Origin of the sequence: Roseovarius autotrophicus, assembly GCF_018069895.1 — a bacterium.
GTDB classification, from domain to species: domain Bacteria; phylum Pseudomonadota; class Alphaproteobacteria; order Rhodobacterales; family Rhodobacteraceae; genus Roseovarius; species Roseovarius autotrophicus.
Genome location: NZ_JAGQDH010000009.1, coordinates 87188 through 108727 on the forward strand (window position 1 = coordinate 87188; position 21540 = coordinate 108727).

Annotated in this window: 15 protein-coding genes; 7 read left to right on the forward strand and 8 right to left on the reverse strand. The window is 64.5% G+C overall.

Going from position 1 to position 21540, the window contains the following annotated elements:
• Positions 1 to 14 precede the first annotated feature (14 nt).
• Together argF and gndA are read left to right on the forward strand one after the other, a co-directional pair.
• Positions 15 to 941 (forward strand): ornithine carbamoyltransferase, encoded by a 927-nt coding sequence (gene argF / locus KAK09_RS11420; RefSeq protein WP_210879070.1) that lies wholly within the window; start codon positions 15 to 17, stop codon positions 939 to 941.
• A gap of 71 nt (positions 942 to 1012) precedes the next feature.
• Positions 1013 to 2413: an NADP-dependent phosphogluconate dehydrogenase gene (gene gndA / locus KAK09_RS11425; protein WP_210879071.1), complete on the forward strand. Its 1401-nt coding sequence runs from the start codon at positions 1013 to 1015 to the stop codon at positions 2411 to 2413.
• 381 nt (positions 2414 to 2794) lie between these two features.
• Here gndA and gltA read toward each other — a convergent pair whose 3' ends face one another.
• Both gltA and gltX read right to left on the reverse strand, forming a co-directional pair.
• Positions 2795 to 4090: a citrate synthase gene (gene gltA / locus KAK09_RS11430; RefSeq protein ID WP_210879072.1), complete on the reverse strand. Its 1296-nt coding sequence runs from the start codon at positions 4088 to 4090 to the stop codon at positions 2795 to 2797.
• A 73-nt stretch (positions 4091 to 4163) separates the two neighbouring features.
• Entirely contained in the window at positions 4164 to 5573 is a 1410-nt protein-coding gene (gltX, locus tag KAK09_RS11435) for a glutamate--tRNA ligase (RefSeq protein WP_210879073.1), read from the reverse strand.
• 77 nt (positions 5574 to 5650) lie between these two features.
• On the opposite strand from gltX, the gene KAK09_RS11440 reads away from it, so the two are divergent.
• On the forward strand, positions 5651 to 7663 hold the full coding sequence (locus KAK09_RS11440; protein ID WP_210879074.1) for a ComEC/Rec2 family competence protein: 2013 nt from the start codon (positions 5651 to 5653) through the stop codon (positions 7661 to 7663).
• On the opposite strand, the gene lexA is transcribed toward KAK09_RS11440, so the two are convergent.
• The 4 genes from lexA to KAK09_RS11460 form a co-directional block, all read right to left on the reverse strand.
• A complete protein-coding gene (lexA, locus tag KAK09_RS11445) occupies positions 7657 to 8355 on the reverse strand; it encodes a transcriptional repressor LexA (RefSeq protein ID WP_210879075.1) in 699 nt (232 codons plus the stop codon). The genes KAK09_RS11440 and lexA overlap by 7 nt on opposite strands.
• Positions 8356 to 8429: 74 nt before the next feature.
• The gene (locus tag KAK09_RS11450; RefSeq protein ID WP_210879076.1) at positions 8430 to 9071 is read right to left on the reverse strand and encodes a response regulator transcription factor; all 642 of its coding nucleotides are present in this window, start codon (positions 9069 to 9071) and stop codon (positions 8430 to 8432) included.
• Positions 9068 to 10495: a cache domain-containing protein gene (locus KAK09_RS11455; RefSeq protein WP_210879077.1), complete on the reverse strand. Its 1428-nt coding sequence runs from the start codon at positions 10493 to 10495 to the stop codon at positions 9068 to 9070. Before KAK09_RS11455 ends, KAK09_RS11450 begins: the two co-directional genes overlap by 4 nt.
• Before the next feature lie 44 nt (positions 10496 to 10539).
• The gene (locus KAK09_RS11460) at positions 10540 to 11802 is read right to left on the reverse strand and encodes a SulP family inorganic anion transporter (RefSeq protein WP_210879078.1); all 1263 of its coding nucleotides are present in this window, start codon (positions 11800 to 11802) and stop codon (positions 10540 to 10542) included.
• A 217-nt stretch (positions 11803 to 12019) separates the two neighbouring features.
• On the opposite strand from KAK09_RS11460, the gene KAK09_RS11465 reads away from it, so the two are divergent.
• From KAK09_RS11465 to KAK09_RS11475, 3 genes are all read left to right on the forward strand, one after another.
• Entirely contained in the window at positions 12020 to 13102 is a 1083-nt protein-coding gene (locus KAK09_RS11465; RefSeq protein WP_210879079.1) for a TRAP transporter substrate-binding protein, read from the forward strand.
• Between the two features lie 89 nt (positions 13103 to 13191).
• Entirely contained in the window at positions 13192 to 14082 is an 891-nt protein-coding gene (locus tag KAK09_RS11470) for a TRAP transporter small permease subunit (protein WP_210879080.1), read from the forward strand.
• 14 nt (positions 14083 to 14096) lie between these two features.
• Complete coding sequence (locus KAK09_RS11475; RefSeq protein WP_210879081.1) at positions 14097 to 16451, forward strand: TRAP transporter large permease; 2355 nt, start codon at positions 14097 to 14099, stop codon at positions 16449 to 16451.
• A 90-nt stretch (positions 16452 to 16541) separates the two neighbouring features.
• Here KAK09_RS11475 and KAK09_RS11480 read toward each other — a convergent pair whose 3' ends face one another.
• Complete coding sequence (locus tag KAK09_RS11480) at positions 16542 to 18149, reverse strand: peptide chain release factor 3 (RefSeq protein ID WP_210879082.1); 1608 nt, start codon at positions 18147 to 18149, stop codon at positions 16542 to 16544.
• Between the two features lie 149 nt (positions 18150 to 18298).
• On the opposite strand from KAK09_RS11480, the gene KAK09_RS11485 reads away from it, so the two are divergent.
• Positions 18299 to 20320 (forward strand): PhoX family protein, encoded by a 2022-nt coding sequence (locus tag KAK09_RS11485; protein ID WP_210879083.1) that lies wholly within the window; start codon positions 18299 to 18301, stop codon positions 20318 to 20320.
• A 34-nt stretch (positions 20321 to 20354) separates the two neighbouring features.
• Here the strand turns inward: KAK09_RS11485 and KAK09_RS11490 are convergent, their stop codons facing one another.
• Positions 20355 to 21539: a vWA domain-containing protein gene (locus KAK09_RS11490; RefSeq protein ID WP_210879084.1), complete on the reverse strand. Its 1185-nt coding sequence runs from the start codon at positions 21537 to 21539 to the stop codon at positions 20355 to 20357.
• Between the last annotated feature and the right edge of the window lies 1 nt (position 21540).

Here is a 21540-nt window from a genome sequence, read left to right on the forward strand (position 1 = left end):
AAGCGAACCATATCATGACCCATTTCCTCGACATCCACAAAACCTCCGCCGCCGATCTGCGCACGATCATCGACTCTGCCCGCGCCATGAAGGATGCACGTCAGGGCCACCCGCGCGGCGCGCCCGATGACGAACAGCCGCTTGCCGGGCGCATGGTGGCGCTCATCTTCGAGAAACCCTCGACGCGCACGCGCGTCTCCTTCGACGTGGGCGTGCGGCAGATGGGCGGGCAGACGATGGTTCTTTCGGGGACCGACATGCAGCTTGGTCATGGCGAGACGATTGCCGACACGGCGCGGGTGCTGTCGCGCTATGTCGATCTGATCATGATCCGCACTTTTGACGAATCCGTGCTACTGGAAATGGCCGAGCACGCCGATGTGCCGGTGATCAACGGGCTGACCGACCGCACTCACCCCTGTCAGATCATGGCCGATGTGATGACCTATGAGGAGCATCGCGGCCCGATTGCGAACAAGAAGGTGGTCTGGGCGGGCGATGGCAACAATGTCTGCGCCTCGTTCCTGCACGCCGCCGCGCAGTTCGGCTTTGACCTGACCTTCACCGGCCCGATGCAGCTTGACCCCGAGGCCGAGTTCATTGGCCTTGCGCGCAAGGCGGGCCGCACCATCACCATCGAGCGCGACCCGATCAAGGCGGTGGAGGGGGCCGATCTGGTCGTAACCGATACCTGGGTGTCGATGCATGACAGCCAGTCCACCAAGGAGCGCCGCCACAACATGCTGCGCCCCTATCAGGTGGATGCACGCCTGATGGCGGCGGCGAAGCCCGATGCGCTCTTCATGCACTGCCTGCCCGCGCATCGCGGCGAGGAGGTGACGTCCGATGTGATGGACGGGCCGAATTCGGTGATCTTCGACGAGGCGGAGAACCGGTTGCACGCGCAAAAGGCGATCCTGCGCCACTGCCTTGGGGTGTGAGGCGGGCCGCTTGCAATTCCTGCCCCTGCCGCCTAGCGTGACCCCATTCCGTTAGCGGTCACGGAGGGCGCATGGGAAAGGCACGGATCGGCGTCTACGGGCTGGGCACCATGGGCAGCGCGCTGGCGCTGAACATGGCGGAACAGGGCGTGGAGGTCGCGGTCACCAACCGCGAAACCGACTGGATAGCGCCCTTCATCGCCGAGGCCGGGCCGCTGGCCGCGAGGCTTCACCCACACGATAGGCTTGAGGCATTCGTGGCCGGGCTGCAAACCCCGCGCGTGATCCTGTTCATGATTCCCTCGGACGCGCCGATGGATGCGATGCTCGGGGTGGTGACGCCGCTGCTGTCGCCCGGCGATATGGTGATCGACGGTGGCAATGCCGATTTCCACGATACCCGCCGCCGCGCCGCCGCCCTTGCCGCGCACGATCTGCATTTCGTGGGCCTCGGCGTTTCGGGGGGGGAAGAAGGTGCGCGGCATGGCCCCTCGATGATGATGGGCGGCAGCGATCATAGCTGGCAGCAGGTGCGCCCCATTCTGACCGCCATCGCCGCGACGCATGAGGGTGCGCCCTGTGTCGCGCATCTTGGCCCGGACGGGGCGGGGCATTTCGTCAAGACCGTGCATAACGGGATCGAATATGCCGACATGCAGATCATCGCCGAAATCCATGGCCTGTTGCACGATGGCGCCGCGCTCTCGCCCCCCGAAATCGCGGCGATTTTCACGGGCTGGAATGCGGGGCCGCTGCGCTCGTATCTCGTCGAGATCACGGCCGAGGTGCTCGCGGCGACCGACCCCGAGACCGGGCACCCGATGGTCGATGTCATCAAGGACGCCGCCGGCCAGAAGGGCACCGGGCGCTGGACGGTGATCGAGGCGCTGCGGCTGGGGCAATCGGCGAGCGCCATCGAAGCGGCTGTGGGCGCGCGCGGATGGTCGGCGGAGAAAGACACCCGGCAGGAGGCAGAGAGGGTTCTGGGCGGGGCTGTCGGGGCGATCACGGCCAGCGCCGAGGCGCTCTCGGAGGCGTTTCTCGCGGCGCGGATACTCGCCTATGCGCAGGGCTTCCGGGTCATGGCGGCGGCCTCGGAGGAATATGGCTGGGCGCTCGATCCCGCGCAGATTGCGCGCATCTGGCGCGCGGGTTGCATCATCCGTGCGGACCTGCTCGACGATATTGCCGCGGCCTTTGCCGGTGGCGCGCCGCGAGGCGAGATGATCCTTGCGCCCGCCATCGCGCAACGTCTGGCGCAGACCGTGCCGGCGCTGCGGCAGGTGGTCGCCGAGGCGGTTCACGCGGGCCACGCAGTGCCTGTTCTGTCGGGTGCGCTGGCCTGGTATGACACGATGCGGCGCGGCCGCGGCACGGCGGCGCTCATTCAGGCGCAACGCGACCGCTTTGGGCACCACGGGTTCGAAAGGCTGGGGCAGGACGGTCTGCACCATGGTCCCTGGTGGGATTGAGACAGGGCGTAGGCCGCCTGCCTGAAATCACGGCAGACCAAAAAAAGGCCGAGCACTAAGCTCGGCCGAAGTCCAACAGGGAGGTATGATAGTGACCGCGCTTGCGCCATCACTGTCATGAACTGCAAATAATTCCGGCACGTCTGGCGATCAAGGATAATTATGCCGCAGATGCAGCATGGCCGCTATGCTTTGTGCGCATGACTGGTTTCGCCGATGCTGCCATGCCGGGCACGCTGCCTGAATTCAGGCAGATGGGGTGCTGGGCGGCTGTTTTCGGGGCGTCCTGCATTGAACAGGAAATACCCGTCCCGACCTCTCTCAGAAGAAGGACCCGGCGCGAAGCCGGGTCCCTGTCTTCTGTCCCGATTGTCTCGGGGGTCAGCGCTTCTCGATATCCACATAGTCGCGCAGCGTCGCGCCCTGATAAAGCTGGCGCGGGCGGCCGATCTTCATCTGCGGATCGGCGATCATCTCTTTCCACTGAGAGATCCACCCGACCGTGCGGCTGACCGCAAAGATCGGCGTGAACATCGAGGTGGGAAAACCCATGGCCTCGAGGATGATGCCGGAATAGAAATCGACGTTCGGGAACAGCTTCTTCTCGGAGAAATAGGGATCGGCCAAGGCCTGGGCCTCGAGCTCTTTGGCGACCTGAAGCGTCGGGTTGTTCTCCACGCCGAGAAGTTCGAGCACCTCGTCGGCGGATTGCTTCATCACCTTCGCGCGCGGATCGAAGTTCTTGTAGACGCGGTGGCCAAAGCCCATCAGGCGGAACGGATCGTCCTTGTCCTTGGCGCGGGCGATGAATTCGGGGATGCGGTCGGGCGTGCCGATCTCGCGTAGCATCTCCAGGCAGGCCTGGTTGGCGCCGCCATGGGCCGGCCCCCAGAGACAGGCGATGCCCGCCGCGATGCAGGCAAAAGGGTTCGCGCCCGATGACGATGCAAGCCGCACCGTCGAGGTTGAGGCGTTCTGTTCGTGATCAGCGTGAAGGGTAAAGATGCGGTCCATGGCGCGGCTCAGGATCGGGTTGACCTGATAATCCTCGGTCGGAACGCCAAAGCACATGCGCAGGAAGTTCGAGGCGTAATCAATGTCGTTACGCGGATAGACGAAGGGTTGGCCGATGGAATACTTGAAGGCCCAGGCCGCGATCGTCGGCATCTTGGCGATCATGCGGATCGAGGCCACCTCGCGCTGCCATTCATCGCGCACGTCGGTGCTGTCATGATAGAAGGCGGACATCGCGCCCACCACGCCCACCATGATCGCCATGGGATGCGCGTCACGCCGGAAGCCGCGGAAGAAATACTGCATCTGCTCATGGAGCATGGTGTGGTTGGTCACCCGGCTCTCGAAATCCTCAAGCTGCGCGGGCGAGGGCAACTCGCCGTAAAGAAGCAGAAAGCACACCTCGAGGAAATGCGATTTCTCGGCCAGTTGGTCGATCGGATAGCCGCGATGCTGAAGCTCGCCCTTGTCGCCGTCGATGAAGGTGATGGTGCTGTCGCAGCTTGCCGTCGAGGTGAAGCCCGGATCGTAGGTGAACACGCCGGCGGTGCCATACAGCTTGCGAATGTCGATCACGTCCGGCCCTGCGGTCGGCGAGAAGATCGGCAGATCGTAGCTCTTGCCGTCGATTTCCAGCTTGGCCACTCGTTTCTCGTCAGACATCAGGGCTCCTCCCTTGCAGCGCCCGGCGACGCAGCACGTCCCGGACTAGGTAAACGTAAGCCTTGGCCGAGGATCATCCCCCCAGACCGGCCACATCGGTCAGCCGGGCGGTGGTTTCGTCCCGCCCAAGGACCAGCATCATGTCGAACACGCTTGGTGTCGCGGTCCGGCCCGCGAGAGCGGCCCGCAAAGGGCCGGCCAGCTTGCCGAACTTCATTCCATGGTCTTCGGCGAATTGGGTTACCAATTCCTCAACAGAATTGCGCGACCACGTAGCATTTTGCAGATGCGGCGTCAATTCTTTCAGTATACCACGGGATACATCATCGAGATGCGCCGCCGCGCCCGCGTCGGCCATGATGGGGCGATCGGCAAGGATAAATGTCGCTTTTTCAATCAGTTCCGGGAATGTCCGGGCACGGTCCTTAAGGCAATACATTGCCTGTTCAAGCAACTGCAATTTTTCGTCAGACAGCGGCGGCTGGCCGGTGGCGGCGAGGAATCCCTTCAATTCATGCAGCAGCGCAGCATCATCCATCGCGGCGATATGGCGTCCGCAGAGATTCTCGAGCTTCTTGAAATCGAGTCGCGCGGGCGATTTGCCGATTCCGGTGATGTCGAACCACTCCCGCGCTTGCATGTCGCTGAAGAATTCGTCATCGCCATGGCTCCAGCCAAGCCGCGCAAGATAATTGCGCATCGCGGCCGCCGGATAGCCCATCTTCTGGTATTCCTCGACGCCGAGCGCGCCGTGTCGCTTGGACAGTTTCTTGCCATCCGGCCCGTGGATGAGCGGGATATGCGCGTAAACAGGCAACGGCCAGCCCATGGCCTCGTAGATCATCATCTGGCGCGCGGCATTGTTGAGGTGGTCGTCGCCGCGGATCACATGGGTCACACCCATGTCATGATCGTCCACCGCCACGGCGAGCATGTAGACCGGCGTGCCGTCGCTGCGCAAAAGCACCATGTCGTCAAGCTGGTCGTTGCGGATGGTGACATCGCCCTGCACCACGTCGCGGATCACCGTCGCGCCCTCGCGCGGGGCCTTGATGCGGATGACGAAAGGCGCGTCGGGATGGGTGGCGGGGTCGGCGTCACGCCAGGGGCTGCGGTAGAGGGTCGAGCGGCCCTCGGCGCGGGCCGCCTCGCGGAAGGTCTCGATCTCGTCTTGCGTGGCAAAGCACTTGTAGGCCTTGCCTGCGTCCAGAAGCGCATGTGCCACCTCGGCGTGACGCGGCGCGCGGGCGAACTGGCTGACCGCCTCGCCGTCATGGTCAAGCCCAAGCCAGGCGAGCCCGTCGAGGATTGCCTGCGTCGCCGCAGGCGTAGAGCGGGCGCGGTCGGTGTCCTCGATCCTGAGCAGGAACTTCCCGCCTCGCCCGCGCGCATAGAGCCAGTTGAAAAGCGCCGTGCGCGCGCCGCCGATATGCAGAAATCCGGTGGGTGAGGGGGCAAAGCGGGTCACGACCTGTTGCGACATGGGCGGGCTTTAACCTTTTGGTAAGGATCATCGGTTGAGATTGGCGCCTGTCTATCGGTCTGCCGGGAGGGTGACAAGTGCGGCGCACCGCAGAGGGGATTGTGGCGGTCTGGCTCGTGCAGCGGGGGGCGCTGTTTCCGTGGGTGCCGGTGCTCTTTGCCTGTGGGATCGGAGGCTATTTCGCCCTGCCGGCCGAGCCGCCGGGCGCGGCTCTGGTGGTCTCCGGCGGTCTTGGCGTGGTGGTTCTGGTCCTGGCGCTCTGGCGCGGGCGGGAATGGTCGGGGCCTCTGGGCGTGGCGATGGCGGTCGTGCTCCTCGGCTTTGCCATCGCCGGGGCGCGCGCACATCAGGTGGCGGGGCCGGTGCTGGGCTGGCGTTACTACGGGCCGGTGGAGGGGCGCATCGTCGGGATCGACCGCTCGGCCTCGGACGCGCTGCGGCTCACGCTCGATCGGGTGGTGCTGGCGCGGGTGGACCCGGACCGCGTGCCGCGCCGCGTGCGTGTGTCGCTCCATGATGGGGCTGGGGTCGTGCCCGCGCCGGGCCTGCGGGTGATGACCACGGCGCATCTTGCGCCTCCCGGTGGCCCGGTCGAGCCGGGCGGGTTCGATTTCCGACGCCATGCGTGGTTTCAGGGGGTCGGCGCGGTCGGCTATGCCCGCGTGCCGATGCTGGCGGTGACGGGGCCGGAAGGCGGACAGCGCCTGTTCGCGGCGCGCATGGCGCTCGCCGATCATGTTCGCGCGCGTCTGGCGGGGCAGGAGGGGGCCTTTGCCGCCGCGATCATGACGGGCGACCGTTCGGCCCTGTCGCAAGACACGCTGGAGGCGATGCGCATTTCGAACCTCGCGCATCTTCTGGCGATTTCGGGGCTGCATATGGGCCTTCTGGCGGGGTTTGTCTTTGCCGCCACGCGCCTTGCGCTTGCGGCGATTCCGCGCGTGGCGCTGCGCTGGCCGGTCAAGAAGATCGCGGCTGCCGTGGCAATCCTTGCAGGTGCGGGCTATCTGGCGCTTTCGGGGGGCAATGTCGCGACCGAGCGTGCCTTTGTCATGGTCTCGGTCATGCTGGTGGCGGTAATGCTCGACCGGCGCGCGCTCAGCCTGCGGGCGGTTGCGGTGGCCGCCGTGATCGTGCTCTGCCTGCGGCCAGAGGCGCTTCTGGGTCCCGGTTTTCAGATGTCCTTTGCCGCCACCGTGGCCCTGGTCGCGGTGTTCGGATGGTTCAGGGATGCACGGGTGCCGCTTGGGCCGCGCTGGCTGCGGCCCGCGCTGACGGTGGTGGTCTCCTCGGCGGTGGCGGGGGCGGCGACAGCGCCGGTGGCGGCGGCGCATTTCAACCAGATGGCGCAATACGGGTTGTTGGCGAATCTCCTGAGCGTGCCGCTCATGGGGGTTGTGGTCATGCCCGCCGCCGTTGTCGCAGCGCTGCTTATGCCATTGGGCCTCGACTGGCTGCCGCTTTGGATCATGGGGCAGGGACTTCTCTGGATTCTCGGCGTGTCCGTTTGGGTCGCGGGGCTGGAAGGCGCGCGCATCGCGGTGGTGGCACCGGGGGGGTGGGTCCTGCCGCTGATGGCGATTGGTGGGCTGGTGGTCGTGTTGTGGCAGGGGCGGGCGCGGTTTGCGGGCCTGGGCCCGGTCATGGTGGCGCTCTGGCTCTGGTCCGGGGTGGAGCGTCCGCCGGTCCTTGTCTCGGAAACGGGCGCGCTGGTGGGGGTCATGACCAGCGAGGGCCGCGCCCTGAACAAGGCGCGCGGGGGTGGGTTCGTCGCCGGGAACTGGCTTGAGAACGATGGTGACGCGGCGGGCCAGTCAGAGGCCCATGCCCGCTGGCGCGACGATCTGCTGGCGCCTCTGGGGGTGCTGCTGGTCGCGGGCAAGGCGGCGCGCGTGCCACGCGGCTGTGAGGGGGCCAGGATCGTGATCTTTACCGCAGACCCCGACATGCCGCCGACCGGCCCTTGCGAGGTGATCACGCCGGCAAGCCTGCGACAGTCAGGCGCGCTTGCGCTGGTGGAAAATGCGGGCGTGCTGCATCTGAAAGGTGCGGCGGAGGCGACCGGCCGCCGCCTCTGGTCGCCTCAATAGCTGCGGATGAGACCCACGAGGCGGCCCTGCACGCGCACCATATCCTCGGGCAGGATGCGGGTTTCATAGGCCGGGTTCGCGGCTTCGAGCGCGATCGCGTTGCCGCGCCGGAAGAAGCGTTTGAGCGTCGCCTCCTGCTCCTCGATCAGCGCCACGACGATATCGCCGTTATCGGCTGCCGAGGTTTCACGGATGATGACCACATCGCCATCGTTGATCCCGGCTTCGATCATCGAATCGCCCTTCACCTCAAGCGCGTAATGGGTGCCGCGCCCAGACAGCATGGTGCCGGGCACGGCGACCGAGTGGCTGGCATGCGAGATCGCCTCGATCGGCACACCGGCAGCGATCCGGCCCATGACCGGCAGCGCCACGGCCTGCGCCGTCTCGACGGGTTGCGCATTGGCGGGTTGCTGTGCCGTGGGGCGGTCACCTTCGATGACGCGCGGGGTAAAGCCCGTCGCCGCCCCGCCGAGCGCCTCTGGCAGCTTGACGATTTCCAGCGCCCGCGCGCGATGCGCAAGACGGCGGATGAATCCACGCTCTTCCAGCGCGGTTATGAGACGGTGAATTCCCGATTTCGACCGCAGATCAAGCGCCTCGCGCATCTCGTCGAAGCTGGGCGGCACGCCGTCGCGCTGCACGCGCTTGTGAATGAACGCCAGAAGATCGAGCTGCTTTTTTGTGAGCATGGTCACACCCTCGTCATGTTCCGAATCGTTCTATACATGTTCCCGTTTTGTGTCAACGGGTTTCGGTGATCGTGTCAAAGCCGCACGCCCGTGCCCTGCAACACGCCGTGTTCGAGCGCATAGCGGGTAAGGCCCGCGGTCGAGGAAATCCCGAGTTTGCGCTTGATGTTCTTGCGGTGGGTTTCGACCGTGCGGACCGAAATATCGAGTACCAGCGCCACTTCCTTGTTGGATTTGCCCTGCGCCAGTTGCAGAAGGATCGTCTGTTCGCGGTTGGTGAGTTGCTCGCGCTCGGGCGGGGTGAAGGGCGCAAGCGAGCCCTGCGCGCCGGTGCACAGATACCGCTGTCCGCGCATGACCGCGTCGATGGCGTGCTTGATCTCTTCGGTGGGCACGTCCTTGAGCACATAGCCCGAGGCGCCGTGGCTGAGCGCCGACGATATGTATTCGGGGCTGTCATGCATCGACAGGATCAGGATGCGCGTGCCGGGGCGGCGTTCGAGCAGGATTTCGGTGGTCGAAAGCCCGCCCAGACCCGGCATGTTCAGATCAAGCAGGATCACATCGGGGGCAAGGTCCGCGACCCGGTCGATCACGTCCTGACCGTTGCAGAAAGCGGCGATCACCTCGACATCGTCATAGCTTTCGAGGATGGACTGGATGCCTTCGACCACCATCGGGTGATCATCGACGATGACGATGCGAATGGGAATCATGAGCGTGCCCTTCTTCTTTCTGGCACCGTCTCGGACTGGCCCTGAGGTTTGAGGAGATGGGTGAGCGGTACGTTGGCCTCGATCTCGGTGCCGCTGGCGGACGACCGGATGACAAGCTGCCCGTCGATCTGGTCGATGCGCTCCTGCATGTTGCGCAGGCCCAGCCCGCCACCCGTGCCGGTGCGCGCGGCGTCGATGCCGCAGCCATTGTCGGTGATGCGCAGCGTGCCGCCATGCGCGTGGCCGCGCAGGTCTATCTCGACACGGGTCGCGCCTGAATGGCGCTCGATATTGGTGAGGGCCTCCTGTGCCAACCGGTAGAGCGCGATCTTGGCCTCGTCATCGAGCCGGTTGCGGAACACCACGGTGGCAAAGGTAGTCTCGATTCCGGTGCGCTTGCCGAAATCCTCCGCCAGCGCCTTGAGCGCGGGGCCAAGCCCCAGATCGTCGAGCGCGCCGGGGCGCAGGTCGCGGCTGATGCGGCGCACCTCCTGGATGGCGGTGGCCAGATGCGCCGTGCCGCGTTCCAGCATCTCGGGCGCGCGCGCGTCGCCCGACGCCAGCCGCCGCCGCGCCGTGTCGAGCGCATAGCGCACGCCGACGAGAATCTGGCTTATCCCGTCATGCAACTCGCGCGCCACGCGCCCGCGCTCCTCTTCCTGCGCGTCGAACACGCGCTGCGTGAGCCGCTTGAGCTTGGCATCCGCCAGCCGCCGCTCGCGGATCGTGATGAAAAGCCCGGTCACAAAGACCAGAAGCAGCGCCGCCAGCATCGCCGCCCCGATCAGGAGGAATGTGCGCTGCACCCGCGTCTCGACCTGCTGGCGCGAGGCGGTGACGGCGGCGATCACATCGTCGATGAAGACACCTGTGCCGATGGCCCATCTCCAGTCCTGAAGCCCGATCACATAGGCCACCATCTGCGTCCGCTCTCCGGTCGAGGGCCGCGGCCAGACAAAGCTGTGATAGCCGCCGCCGAACCGCGCCAGCCGGATCAACTCGTCGGTGACAGGCACGCCTGACGGATCCTCCATCCCGGTCCAGTTGCGCCCGATAAGTTCGGTGCGGCGCGGGCTGACAAGATTGGTCCCGTCATAGTCGAAGACAAAGAAATAGCCATCCTGACCATAGAGCATCGCGGCAAGGATCTGGCTTACCTGCTCCATCGCCCGGTGGTCGTCGGGGGCGGCGCGGCCATAGATGTTGATGAAGGCCGTGCGCGCGAGAGAGAGGTAATTCTTCAACTCCTCGCGCTTGGCGGCGATCAACTGCGCCTCGAGCGTCTCTATCTCGCGCTCGGCCAGGTGCCGCGATTGCAGCGTCACGACGACCGACACGGCCGCCGCCGTCAGGATCAGCGGCAGCGTCGCCACCAGAAACAGCTTCTGGCCGTAATTGAGCCTCAGACGCGCGAACATGGCCATCGGGATACGCCGGCGCGCGCTCGAAATCCAGCGTTTCGCGCGGCTCAGCGGTCAGGATCGTGCCATTCGGCCTCGGGCACCTTGCGCCGCCGCAGCCGCATGGCAAGGCCAAGCGCCACGCCTACGCCGATGGCCAGCGTCAGATCGGTCAGTACCGTCAGCACCAGCGTGATCAGAAGCAGCACCCGATCCGAGCGACGTGCCGCCAGATGCCGTTTCCAGTGTTGCGGTTCGGACATGTTCCAGGCGGTGATCAGCAGCAGCCCGGCAAGTGCGGGCATGGCGAGATAACCCGCGAGCGGGGCGGCAAGCAGCATCACGACGAGAATGACCAAGGCATGAACCACCCCCGCCACAGGCGTGCGCCCGCCTGCGTGAACATTGGTGGCGGTGCGCGCGATGGCCCCGGTCGCGGGCAGTCCGCCAAAGAGCGCCGAGCCGATATTGGCCGCGCCATTGGCGATCACCTCTGCATTGGGGCGGGTGTTGCCGCCGATCATCCGGTCGGCCACCTTGGCCGAGAGCAATGCCTCCACCCCGGCGAGAAAGGCGATGACGAGCGCGGAAGGCAGCAGATCGATCATACGCGCAAAGCTGAGCGTCGGAAGCTGCGGCATGGGCAGCGTATTGGGCAACGCACCAAAGCGCGATTGCAGTGTCTCCACCGGCAGGTTCAGAATCGCCACCGAGGCCGAACAGAGCGCCATCGCCACGATGAGTCCCGGAAAACGCGGCGCGAGACGACGCAGCACCACGATGATGACGAGCGTTCCCGCCCCGATGGCAATGGCGCGGGGGTTGAGGGTATCGCGCGCCTCCCAGAGGGCGGCGATCTTGGGCAGGAAATCGGCGGGCAGGTCGCTGATGCCGAGCCCGAAAAGATCGCGCAACTGGCTGGTGGCGATGATGATGGCGATGCCGATGGTAAAGCCGTTGATCACCGCTTCCGGGATGTGCTTCACAAGGCTTCCGGCCTTGAAATACCCCGCGATCACAAGGATCACCCCGGACATCAGCGTGGCGATAACAAGCCCGTCATAGCCGTGTTCGGCGATGACGCCATAGACCACGACGATGAAGGCCCCGGTCGGGCCGCCGATCTGCACCCGGCTACCGCCAAGCGCCGAGATCAGAAAGCCGCCAACGATCGCGGTGATCAGCCCGGTGGCCGGGTCCGCCCCCGAGGCGATGGCGATGGCGATGCTGAGCGGCAATGCCACCATGGCGACGGTGATCCCGGCCATGAGGTCGGCACGAAACAGCGCGGCAGAGTAGCCGGGCAGGGTGGTGAGTATCTTCGGCTTCATGGCCGCGTTGAACACCCGCGCCGCGTCACATGCAAGAGGGTTCTGCCGCGGCATTATGGGGGAGGGGACGGCTGGCGCATCGACTGCACAACAAAATTACCTGACTACGCAGTTATCGGTATTCTCAGCTTTCGAATCGCGGGCTAAGGTCTGCGCACTTCAACGATCCGCGGACCGCCCGGGAGAGGCGCATCCGCACAAATGGGGAGGAACCTTAATGGATCGCCGTTCGTTTCTAAAGAAATCCGCGCTGGGTGGCGGGGCCGCCGCCGCGAGCACGCTGGCCGCGCCGCTCTACGCCCAGGGCAACCGCACGTTGACCATGGTCACCACATGGGGCCGTGGCCTTGCCGGTGTGTTCGACGCCGCGCAGCGCGTGGCCGACAGCATCAACGGCATGAGCGATGGCAGTCTGACGATCGAGGTCAAGGGCGCGGGCGAACTTGTCGGCGCGTTCGAGGTGTTCGACGCCGTGACCGCCGGTCAGGCCGACCTCTATCACGGTGCCGATTACTATTTCGTCGGCCAGCACCCGGCCTATGGCTTTTTCACCTCGGTGCCCTTCGGCATGACCGCGCAGGAAATCGTCAACTGGTATTATCACGACGGCGGTGCCGCGTTCCACGACGAGCTTGGCCAGATTTTCGGCCTCAAGTCCTTCCTTGCGGGCAATACCGGCGCGCAGGCGGGCGGCTGGTTCAACCGCGAGATCAACGGGCCCGAGGATTTCAACGGTCTCAAGTTCCGCATGCCCGGTCTTGGGGGCCTCGCGCTCGGCAAGCTGGGCGCGTCGGTGCAGAACCTGCCCGGTTCGGAAGTGTATCAGGCGCTTGCCTCCGGTGCTATCGATGGCACCGAGTGGATCGGCCCCTGGGCCGATGAAAAGGCCGGTTTCCAGGAGATCACCAAGATCTACTACACCGCCGGTTTCCACGAGCCGGGTGCGGCGCTGGCCGTCGGCATGAACCGCGACGTATTCGACAGCCTCACCCCGCAGCAGCAGAAGATGGTCGAGATCGCCTGTGCCGAGGCCCATCAGTGGAACCTTGCACAGTTCCTCGCCAACAACTCGGCAGCGCTGTCGCGTCTGCGGTCGGCGGGCGTCAAGACGCTGGAATTCCCCGATAGCGTCTGGGATGCCTTTGGCCGTGCCTCTGACGAGGTGCATCAGGAGAACATGAGCGACGACATCTACAAGCGCGTCTATGACAGCTTCATGGCCTCCATGAAGTCATCCTCGGCCTGGATTGCCCTGTCCGACGGCGCCTATACCGCGCAGCGCGACCGCGTTCTGGGCTAAGCGCGCCCGGTCGCGCAACTTCTGTCCAGGCCCCGCTTGCCGGGGCCTGGCGATTTGGTCTGATCCTGTCAGCCATGTGAGGGGAAACCATGCTCGACGCCATCCTGTGGCTGTTCCAGAATATCGGAATGGCGTTCTACAACCTCGCCTATGCGATCACCAATCCCGCGCTCTGGCTCGACTGGTCGGACAAGGAAGCGATCATGCGGGTCGTCTATTACGGCGGGTCGGTCGAATTCTTCTTCGTGGTGTTCACGACATTTCTGGTGCTCACCGCCGTGGGCATGTGGCGCAACGCGTTCCTGTGGGGCTGCGTGCGGGTGCTGGAAGGGTTCGCCAACACGGTCGGTCGCTTCGCCGCCTGGGCGGGGCTGCTCATGGTGCTGCAACAGATCGTCATCGTCTTTATCCAGCGCATCTTTGCCCGGCCCGACATCGTCTTCGGGTTCGGCATTCCGCTGCAATTCGACATCAGTTGGTGGGCGGAGGAGCTGAAGCTCTACAACGCCATGGTCGTGGCCCTGTGCTGCACCTACACCTTCGTTCAGGGCGGTCATGTGCGCGTGGACCTCGTTTATGCGCAGGTCAGCCATCGCGCCAAACGCATGATCGACATGTTCGGCAGCATCGTGTTCATGATGCCCATGGCGGTCATCACCTGGATGTATGGCTGGTATTTCCTGTGGCGGCATCTCATCGTGCCGAAACCCTCGGCCTCGGACCGGCTTGACCAGCTTCTGACGAAGTCGCGGGCGCTGCGCTGGAATGTCGAGACCATCGGCTTCAGTCCGAACGGGTTCAACGCCTATTTCCTGTTCAAGATCCTGCTGGTGCTCTTTGCTGGGATGATCTTTCTGCATGCGATGGCGTTTTTCTGGCGCTCCTGGCTGGAATGGAAGGAAGGGCCGGAAAGTGCCAACAAATACCTCGACCGCGACACGCTGGGCGAGGGCGAAGAAGCCTATGAAGGCACGCATTAAGGGGGCGGGTTTCCATGCTGTTCGGACTTGACGGGGTCGAGATCGGCCTGATCATCGTCTTTCTGTGCCTTTTCGGGGGCATTCTCTCTGGCTTTCCGGTGGCTTTTGCCATTGGCGGGGCGGGGGTGGTCTCTTTCGGGATCATTGCCGGACTCGATAGCGCGGGGCTTCTGATTCATCAGGCCATCGACCGCTCCACCGAGGCCTATAACGCGGTTCTGGCGACCGGGGTCAGGGCGGATTCCGTCACCATCTTCCGATATCCTGACCTTCCGCGCACCGGTGTTTCGGTGTTTCCTCAGGGCTGGGAGACGGCGCTTGACCGCAATGTGAGTTTCATCGTCAACCGCATCAACGAGCGCGTGCTGGCGGGGGCGGCCATCGAGACGCTGCTGGCCGTTCTGATGTTCGTGATGATGGGCATCACGCTGGAGCGATCGAAGATCGCCAACGACCTGCTGACGACCATGGCGCGGGTCTTTGGCCCGCTGCCGGGCGGGCTTGCCGTGTCGGTCGTGGTGGTGGGGACGTTTCTTGCCGCCTCCACCGGCATTGTCGGCGCGACGGTCGTGACCATGGGCCTGCTGAGCCTGCCCACAATGCTGCGCAACGGCTATTCGCCGCAACTGGCCACCGGTGTGATCGCCGCTTCTGGCACGCTGGGGCAGATCATTCCGCCCTCCATCGTGATCGTGCTTCTGGGTACACTGGCGGGGGATCTCTATTCGGTTGCGCAGGAGAATCGCGCGATCGCGGCGGGCTGCACCGATGCGCTGACCTATCTGGGAACACCGGCGGTCGTGTCGGTGGGCACGCTGTTTCAGGCGGCCCTTCTGCCCGGTATCCTGCTGGCGCTGCTTTATGCGCTCTATGCGTTCGGTTATGCGCTCTTCAATCCGTCCAAGGCCCCGGCGGTGCAGCTTGCCAGCGTCGCGGGTGGTGAGGTCATCACCCGGCGCGACAGCTTTACCTGGTTCCTTGGCGTGCCGGTGGCGCTGATTGCGGGCACGATGCTTCTGGGGCAGGTCAACTTCGTCGGCTCGCAGGACCTGACCATAAGCAGCTTTACCGATCAGGGGCAGGCGGCCTCGCTGCGCACCAATGTCAGCCCGCAATGCAAGGCATCCATGATCGAACTGCACGGGCAGGAGGCCTGGGATGCGGCGGTGGTGCAGCAAGCGGCCATCGACGAGTCCGGTGGCGTGACCGCAAGCGTGCGTCTCAGCCCCGAGGAAATCGCGCAGCTTCGCGTCGAGAAGGAGGCCAATGCCGCCCCCATCGGCACGGGCGTCGCGACTCTGATGGTCATGGTCGGCCTGATCCTTGCGGTGGCGCGCGGCGTTGCTCCGTCCGCCAGTCCGCGTCCGCTGCTGATCGGCGCTCTGGGGATCGTGCTGGGGCTGCTGGCGGATATCGTTTTCATCCGGGCCTCGACCTCCTCTGGCGTGACATGGCTGATCCTTGCCATTCCCATGGGGCTGGCCTTTTACGGGGCGGCCCATGGCGCGTTGCGCATGGCAAAGAACGAGCTTATCCGCGTGGTCTTTCCGCCGCTCGTGCTCATCGTGGCGGTGCTCGGCTCGATCCTTGGCGGGATCACCAACCCGACGCCGGCCGCGGCGCTTGGCGCGGGCGGTGCGATCATGCTTGCCGCCTATCGCAAGTTGCGCGATCAGGACCGCTCGCCCAAGATTATCCTGTTTTCAACCCTGGCCATCATCCTTGCCATCCTCATCGGTATCAACTTCGATCTCAGAATCAACCAGCCCAAGGTAAGCGTCGAATCTTGGGTGGCGTTCCTGTTCGCCTATGCCGCCTATCTTTACGCGCTTTTCGGGCTGCTCTTTGCCTGCTGGGTGCTTTATGCGGGCGGCGTGCTGTCGCCGGTGGTGCGCGAGACGGCCAAGGTCACGAGCATGGTCTTCACCATCCTCATCGGGTCGCAGCTTCTCAATCTCGTGGTGATCTCTTTCGGGGGCGAGCACTACATTCAGGATTTCCTCCAGTCATTCGACAACGAGTTCAAAGTCTTCCTGATCGTGATGCTGGTGCTCTTCATCCTCGGCTTCGTGCTGGATTTCCTCGAGATCATCTATATCGTGATCCCGATCGTCGGCCCGGTGATCTATGGCGGCAGCTTTGATCCGAAATGGGTCACCATCATGATCGCGGTGAACCTGCAAACCTCGTTCCTGACACCGCCTTTCGGCTTTGCGCTGTTCTACCTGCGCGGGGTGGCGCCGAGGGGGGTGACGACCGGACATATCTACAAGGGCGTGCTGCCCTTCGTACTGATCCAGGTTTTGGGACTGGCGATCCTGTGGTTCTTCCCGGATATCGTGACAATCCTGCCCGATCTCATGGGGTGAGGGGACTCGGGGCCCGCGCGGTGGCGTGCAACCGCACCTTCACGCCGCGCGGGTGAAAAGCCCAAGTCAACTACAGACCGGATCCGGCCCTCAGACCATCATTTCCTTGGTCGCGGTCAGCGTCACATCGGGGTAATCGCGCGTCACGCGGTCGATATCCCATTGCAGCCGCGTGAGATAGACCACGTCGCCGTCATTGTCGTGGGCGATATGCGCCTTGTTGGCGGCGATGAAGGCGTCCACCTTATCCTTCGGCCCGCTGACCCAGCGGGCGGAGGTGAATTGCGACGGCTCGAACCGCACCGGCAGCCCGTATTCCAGTTCGATCCGGCTGCCCAGCACCTCGAATTGCAACTGCCCCACCACGCCTACGATAAAGCCCGAGCCGAATGCGGGCTTGAACACCTTGGCCGCCCCTTCTTCGGCAAATTGCATCAGCGCCTTTTCCAGATGCTTGGCCTTCATCGGGTCGCCCGCGCGGCAGCTCTGCAACAGTTCCGGCGCGAATGACGGGATGCCGGTGACGCGCAAGGTCTCGCCCTCGGTCAAGGTGTCGCCGATGCGCAACTGTCCGTGGTTGGGGATGCCGATGATGTCGCCGGCCCAGGCCTCTTCCGCCAGTTCCCGGTCGGCGGCCAGAAACAGCACCGGGGCTGAAACGGTGATCGGTTTTTTCGCCCGCACATGGGTCAGCTTCATGCCGCGCCGGAAATGCCCCGAGGCTAGGCGCACAAAGGCCACCCGGTCGCGATGCTTGGGGTCCATGTTGGCCTGCACCTTGAAGACAAAGCCCGCAACCTTGTCTTCCTCCGGCAGTATCTGGCGCGGTTCGGCGCGTTGCGGTTGCGGTTCGGGGCCATAGGCGCCGATGCCTTCCATCAACTCGCGCACGCCGAAGGAATTGATCGCCGAGCCGAACCAGATCGGCGTCATGTGCCCCTCGCGCACAGCCCCGATATCGAGGGCGGGCAGCAGTTCGCGTGCCATGCCCACCTCATCGCGGAGTTTGTTGAGCAGGTCGGGCGGAACGTGCTCGGCCATCTTCGGGTCGTCCAGCCCGTCGATGCTGATGGACTCGGCCACGCGATTGCGGTCGGCGCGGTCCATCAGTTCAAGCCGGTCGTGGATCATGTCGTAGCAGCCGAGGAAATCGCGCCCCATCCCGATGGGCCAGCTGGCGGGCGTCACATGGATCGCCAGCATTTCCTGAATTTCGTCGATGATCTCGAAGGTGTCGCGCGCCTCTCGGTCCATCTTGTTGCAGAAGGTCAGGATCGGCAGGTCGCGCATCCGGCAGACCTCGAACAGCTTCTGCGTCTGGCTCTCGACCCCCTTCGCCCCGTCGATCACCATCACGGCGGCATCGACGGCCGTGAGCGTGCGATAGGTATCCTCGGAAAAATCCGAGTGACCCGGCGTGTCCACGAGGTTGAAGCGATACTCGCGGTAGTCGAAGGACATGGCCGAGGCCGAGACCGAAATCCCCCGGTCCTTTTCCATCTGCATGAAATCGCTGCGCGTGCGCCGCGCTTCGCCCTTGGCGCGGACCTGACCAGCCATCTGGATCGCGCCGCCATAGAGCAGGAATTTCTCTGTCAGCGTCGTCTTGCCCGCATCCGGATGCGAGATGATCGCAAAGGTGCGGCGCCGCGCGATTTCGGGCGGCAGGGCGGGGCGGTTTGGTGTCTGGTCCAGCATGGGGCCGCGTATAGTGGGGCCGCGCGCGCGGCGCAATAAGGGCTATGCCGTCACGCAGGCGCAACATTTCTGTTGCCGTCTTGTAAGGTGGCCTTGCTAGCCAAATGGTTCACGGCCAAGCCGTGATTCCACCTGACCGGAGAGCGACCATGCGCGACTATGAGAACGACTATCCCGCCCCGATCCAGAGCCCCGATTGGGAGCATGGCGACGAGCGTCCATCCAACACCTCGGGCAACCCGAGCTTTTATGACGTGATCGAGGCGCGCGCCTCGCGACGGGGCTTCCTCATGGGCGGGCTGGCCGCTGCTATCTCGGGCATGGTTGGCGCGGGGCTTGCCTCGCGCGGCGCGTTGGCGGGCACGGGTGCGCCGCTTCTTGGCTTCACGCCGGTGCCGGTTAGCAAGGCGGATGCGGTCGTGGTGCCCGAGGGCTATCACGCGCAGGTCTTCGCCCGCTGGGGGGACGCGATCAGCGGCGATATGCCCGCCTTTCACGGGGCCAATACCGGCGCGGAGCAGGGCCATCAGATCGGCCAGAACCATGACGGACAGCATTTCTTTGCCATCGAAGGTTCCTCCGGGGACGGGCTTTACGTGCTCAACCACGAATGTATCGAGCCGCGTTTCCTTCATGCCGAGGGCTACAAGGGCAAGCCGCTGTCGAGCCGCGATGTGCTCTGGCACGATGGCGCGCGCGACGATGACGAGGTGCTCAAGGAAATGAACGCCCATGGCGTCTCGGTCTTCCGGGTGCAAAGGCAGGCGCAGGGCTGGGCCATCGTGTCCGACCTGCGCAACCGCCGGATCACCGCGCTGACGCCGATGGAGATTGCGGGGCCGGTGCGCGGCACCGCTCATGTGGTGACGAAATACAGCCCCCGTGGCACCGCCACGCGCGGCACGCTCAACAACTGCGCTCATGGGGTGACACCGTGGAACACCTATCTGGCCGCCGAGGAGAACTGGGCCGGGTATTTCTCGAACCCCGATGCGCAGCCGCGCGAACACGCCCGTTACGGCCTGTCCAGCAAGCCCGAGGGCGGGCGCTATGGCTGGCATCTGGCGCGGGGCGGCGCGGATGAATTTGTCCGCTTTGATGCGCGCGCCAAGGGGGCCGACGCCACGCAAGACTACCGCAACGAGCCCAACTGCTTTGGCTGGATGGTCGAGATCGACCCGTTCGATCCTGACAAGCCCCCAGTCAAGCGGACCCATCTGGGCCGCTTCGCCCATGAGGGGGTGGTGTTCCAGAAGGCAGAGCCGGGCAAGCCGGTGGTCTGCTATTCGGGTGACGATGCGCGGTTTGAGTATATCTACAAGTTCGTGTCTCGCGATGTCTATCAACCGGGAGAGAGCGATGGCAGCATCCTCGATCACGGCACGCTCTACGCGGCGCGGTTCGATCCCGATGGCCGTGGCGAATGGCTGGCACTGGCACCGGGGCATAACGGGCTGACGCCCGATGCGGGCTTTGCCGATCTGGCCGATATTCTGGTGAATACGCGGGCGGCGGCGGACGTGGCAGGGGCGACCAAGATGGACCGTCCCGAATGGGGCGCGGTCGATCCCGCGACGGGCGAGGTCTATTTCACGCTGACCAACAACACCCGCCGCACCGAGGCGCAGGTCGATCCCGCCAACCCGCGCAGCAAGAACCAGTTCGGCCATATCATCCGCTGGCGCGAGGCGCGGGGCGATGCGGCCTCGACCACGTTCGACTGGGATCTCTTCGTGATCGCGGGCGATCCTGCGACCAGCCGCACCTTCGACGGCGTGGCGCTCGATGAGGACAATATCTTCTGCTGCCCGGACGGGCTGTGGTTCGATCCTGACGGGCGGCTCTGGATCCAGACCGATATCGGAGAGTCGGCGCAGAACACGGGCGATTTCGCACAGTTCGGCAACAACCAGATGCTTGCCGCCGATCCGCGCACCGGGGAAATCAGGCGCTTTCTCACCGGGCCGTTGGGGCAGGAGATTACCGGCGTCTGCACCACGCCCGATCAGCGCACGATGTTCGTGGGCATCCAGCATCCCGGTGCCACAACCACGCCCGAGGACCACGCGGGCGGGCGTTCCGTCTCGCATTGGCCCGATGGTGGCGACGCGGTGCCACGCTCGGCGCTTGTCGTGATCACCCGCGAGGATGGGGGCAAGATCGGGGCCTGAGCGATGTGGGCGCGCGCGCATTCCGCGCCGCCCCTCACCGCACCAGCGCGCGCATCCCCCGGTCGATCCCCTCAAGTGTCATCGGCACCATACGCCCCTCGAAGATTTCGCGGATCATGCCGATGGATTGCGTGTGGCTCCAGTATTTTTCCGGCACCGGGTTGATCCACAGATGCGCGGGCCATTGCGCCCGCGCGCGCGCCAGCCAGACCTGACCCGCCTCGGCATTCCAATGTTCATTGGCACCCCCCGGATAGGCGATCTCATAGGGTGACATGCTGGCATCGCCCACGAAGATGCATTTGTAATCAGGCCCATAGGTATTGAGCACCTCCCATGTGGGCGTCTGTGCATCCCAGCGGCGGCGGTTGTCGCGCCACACGCTCTCGTATAGGCAGTTGTGGAAATAGAAATGTTCCATGTGCTTGAACTCGGTGCGTGCGGCGCTGAACAACTCCTCCACCACTTTCACATGATCATCCATCGAGCCGCCCACGTCGAGAAACAGCAGCACCTTGACCGCGTTGCGCCGCTCGGGCCTTGTTTTCACGTCAAGCCAGCCATGTTCGGCGGTGGCGCGGATCGTGCCGTCGAGGTCAAGCTCCTCATTCGCCCCGTCGCGCGCCCATTGCCGCAGCCGCTTAAGCGCGACCTTGATGTTGCGCGTGCCAAGCTCCACGCTGTCGTCGAGATTGCGGAACTCGCGCTTGTCCCAGACCTTGACGGCGCGGCGGTGGCGGCTTGTCTCCTGCCCGATGCGCACGCCTTCGGGGTTGTAGCCATGCGCCCCGAAGGGCGAGGTGCCCGCGGTGCCGATCCATTTGTTGCCGCCCTGATGGCGGCCCTGCTGGTCGCGCAGCCGCTCGCGCAGCGTTTCCATCAACTTCTCGAACCCGCCAAGCGCCTCGATCTCGGCCATTTCCTCGGGTGTCAGGAGTTTTTCGGCCTGTTTTTCCAGCCAGTCGGCGGGCAGGTCGAGCGCGTTGAGAACCTGTTCGGCGCTGATGCTTTCAAGTCCCGCGAAGCTTTGGGCAAAGGCGCGGTCGAACCGGTCGATATGGCGTTCGTCCTTCACCATGGCGGCGCGGGCGAGGTAATAGAACCCCTCCACGTCATAGGTCACCAGCCCCGCGCGCATCGCCTCCAGAAAGGTCAGGAACTCGCGGAGAGAGACCGGAACGCCGGTCTTCCTTAGCGTCTCGAAGAAGGACAGGAACATG

Bases quoted from the DNA above. Each gene is read 5' to 3' on its own strand.
- KAK09_RS11470 (WP_210879080.1), top strand. From the start codon at position 13,192: ATGCTCGACGCCATCCTGTGGCTGTTCCAGAATATCGGAATGGCGTTC.
- argF (WP_210879070.1), top strand. From the start codon at position 15: ATGACCCATTTCCTCGACATCCACAAAACCTCCGCCGCCGATCTGCGC.
- KAK09_RS11490 (WP_210879084.1), bottom strand. From the start codon at position 21,539: ATGTTCCTGTCCTTCTTCGAGACGCTAAGGAAGACCGGCGTTCCGGTC.
- gltX (WP_210879073.1), bottom strand. From the start codon at position 5,573: ATGTCGCAACAGGTCGTGACCCGCTTTGCCCCCTCACCCACCGGATTT.
- gltA (WP_210879072.1), bottom strand. From the start codon at position 4,090: ATGTCTGACGAGAAACGAGTGGCCAAGCTGGAAATCGACGGCAAGAGC.
- KAK09_RS11465 (WP_210879079.1), top strand. From the start codon at position 12,020: ATGGATCGCCGTTCGTTTCTAAAGAAATCCGCGCTGGGTGGCGGGGCC.
- KAK09_RS11480 (WP_210879082.1), bottom strand. From the start codon at position 18,149: ATGCTGGACCAGACACCAAACCGCCCCGCCCTGCCGCCCGAAATCGCG.
- KAK09_RS11450 (WP_210879076.1), bottom strand. From the start codon at position 9,071: ATGATTCCCATTCGCATCGTCATCGTCGATGATCACCCGATGGTGGTC.
- KAK09_RS11455 (WP_210879077.1), bottom strand. From the start codon at position 10,495: ATGGCCATGTTCGCGCGTCTGAGGCTCAATTACGGCCAGAAGCTGTTT.
- gndA (WP_210879071.1), top strand. From the start codon at position 1,013: ATGGGAAAGGCACGGATCGGCGTCTACGGGCTGGGCACCATGGGCAGC.
- KAK09_RS11475 (WP_210879081.1), top strand. From the start codon at position 14,097: ATGCTGTTCGGACTTGACGGGGTCGAGATCGGCCTGATCATCGTCTTT.
- lexA (WP_210879075.1), bottom strand. From the start codon at position 8,355: ATGCTCACAAAAAAGCAGCTCGATCTTCTGGCGTTCATTCACAAGCGC.
- KAK09_RS11485 (WP_210879083.1), top strand. From the start codon at position 18,299: ATGCGCGACTATGAGAACGACTATCCCGCCCCGATCCAGAGCCCCGAT.
- KAK09_RS11460 (WP_210879078.1), bottom strand. From the start codon at position 11,802: ATGAAGCCGAAGATACTCACCACCCTGCCCGGCTACTCTGCCGCGCTG.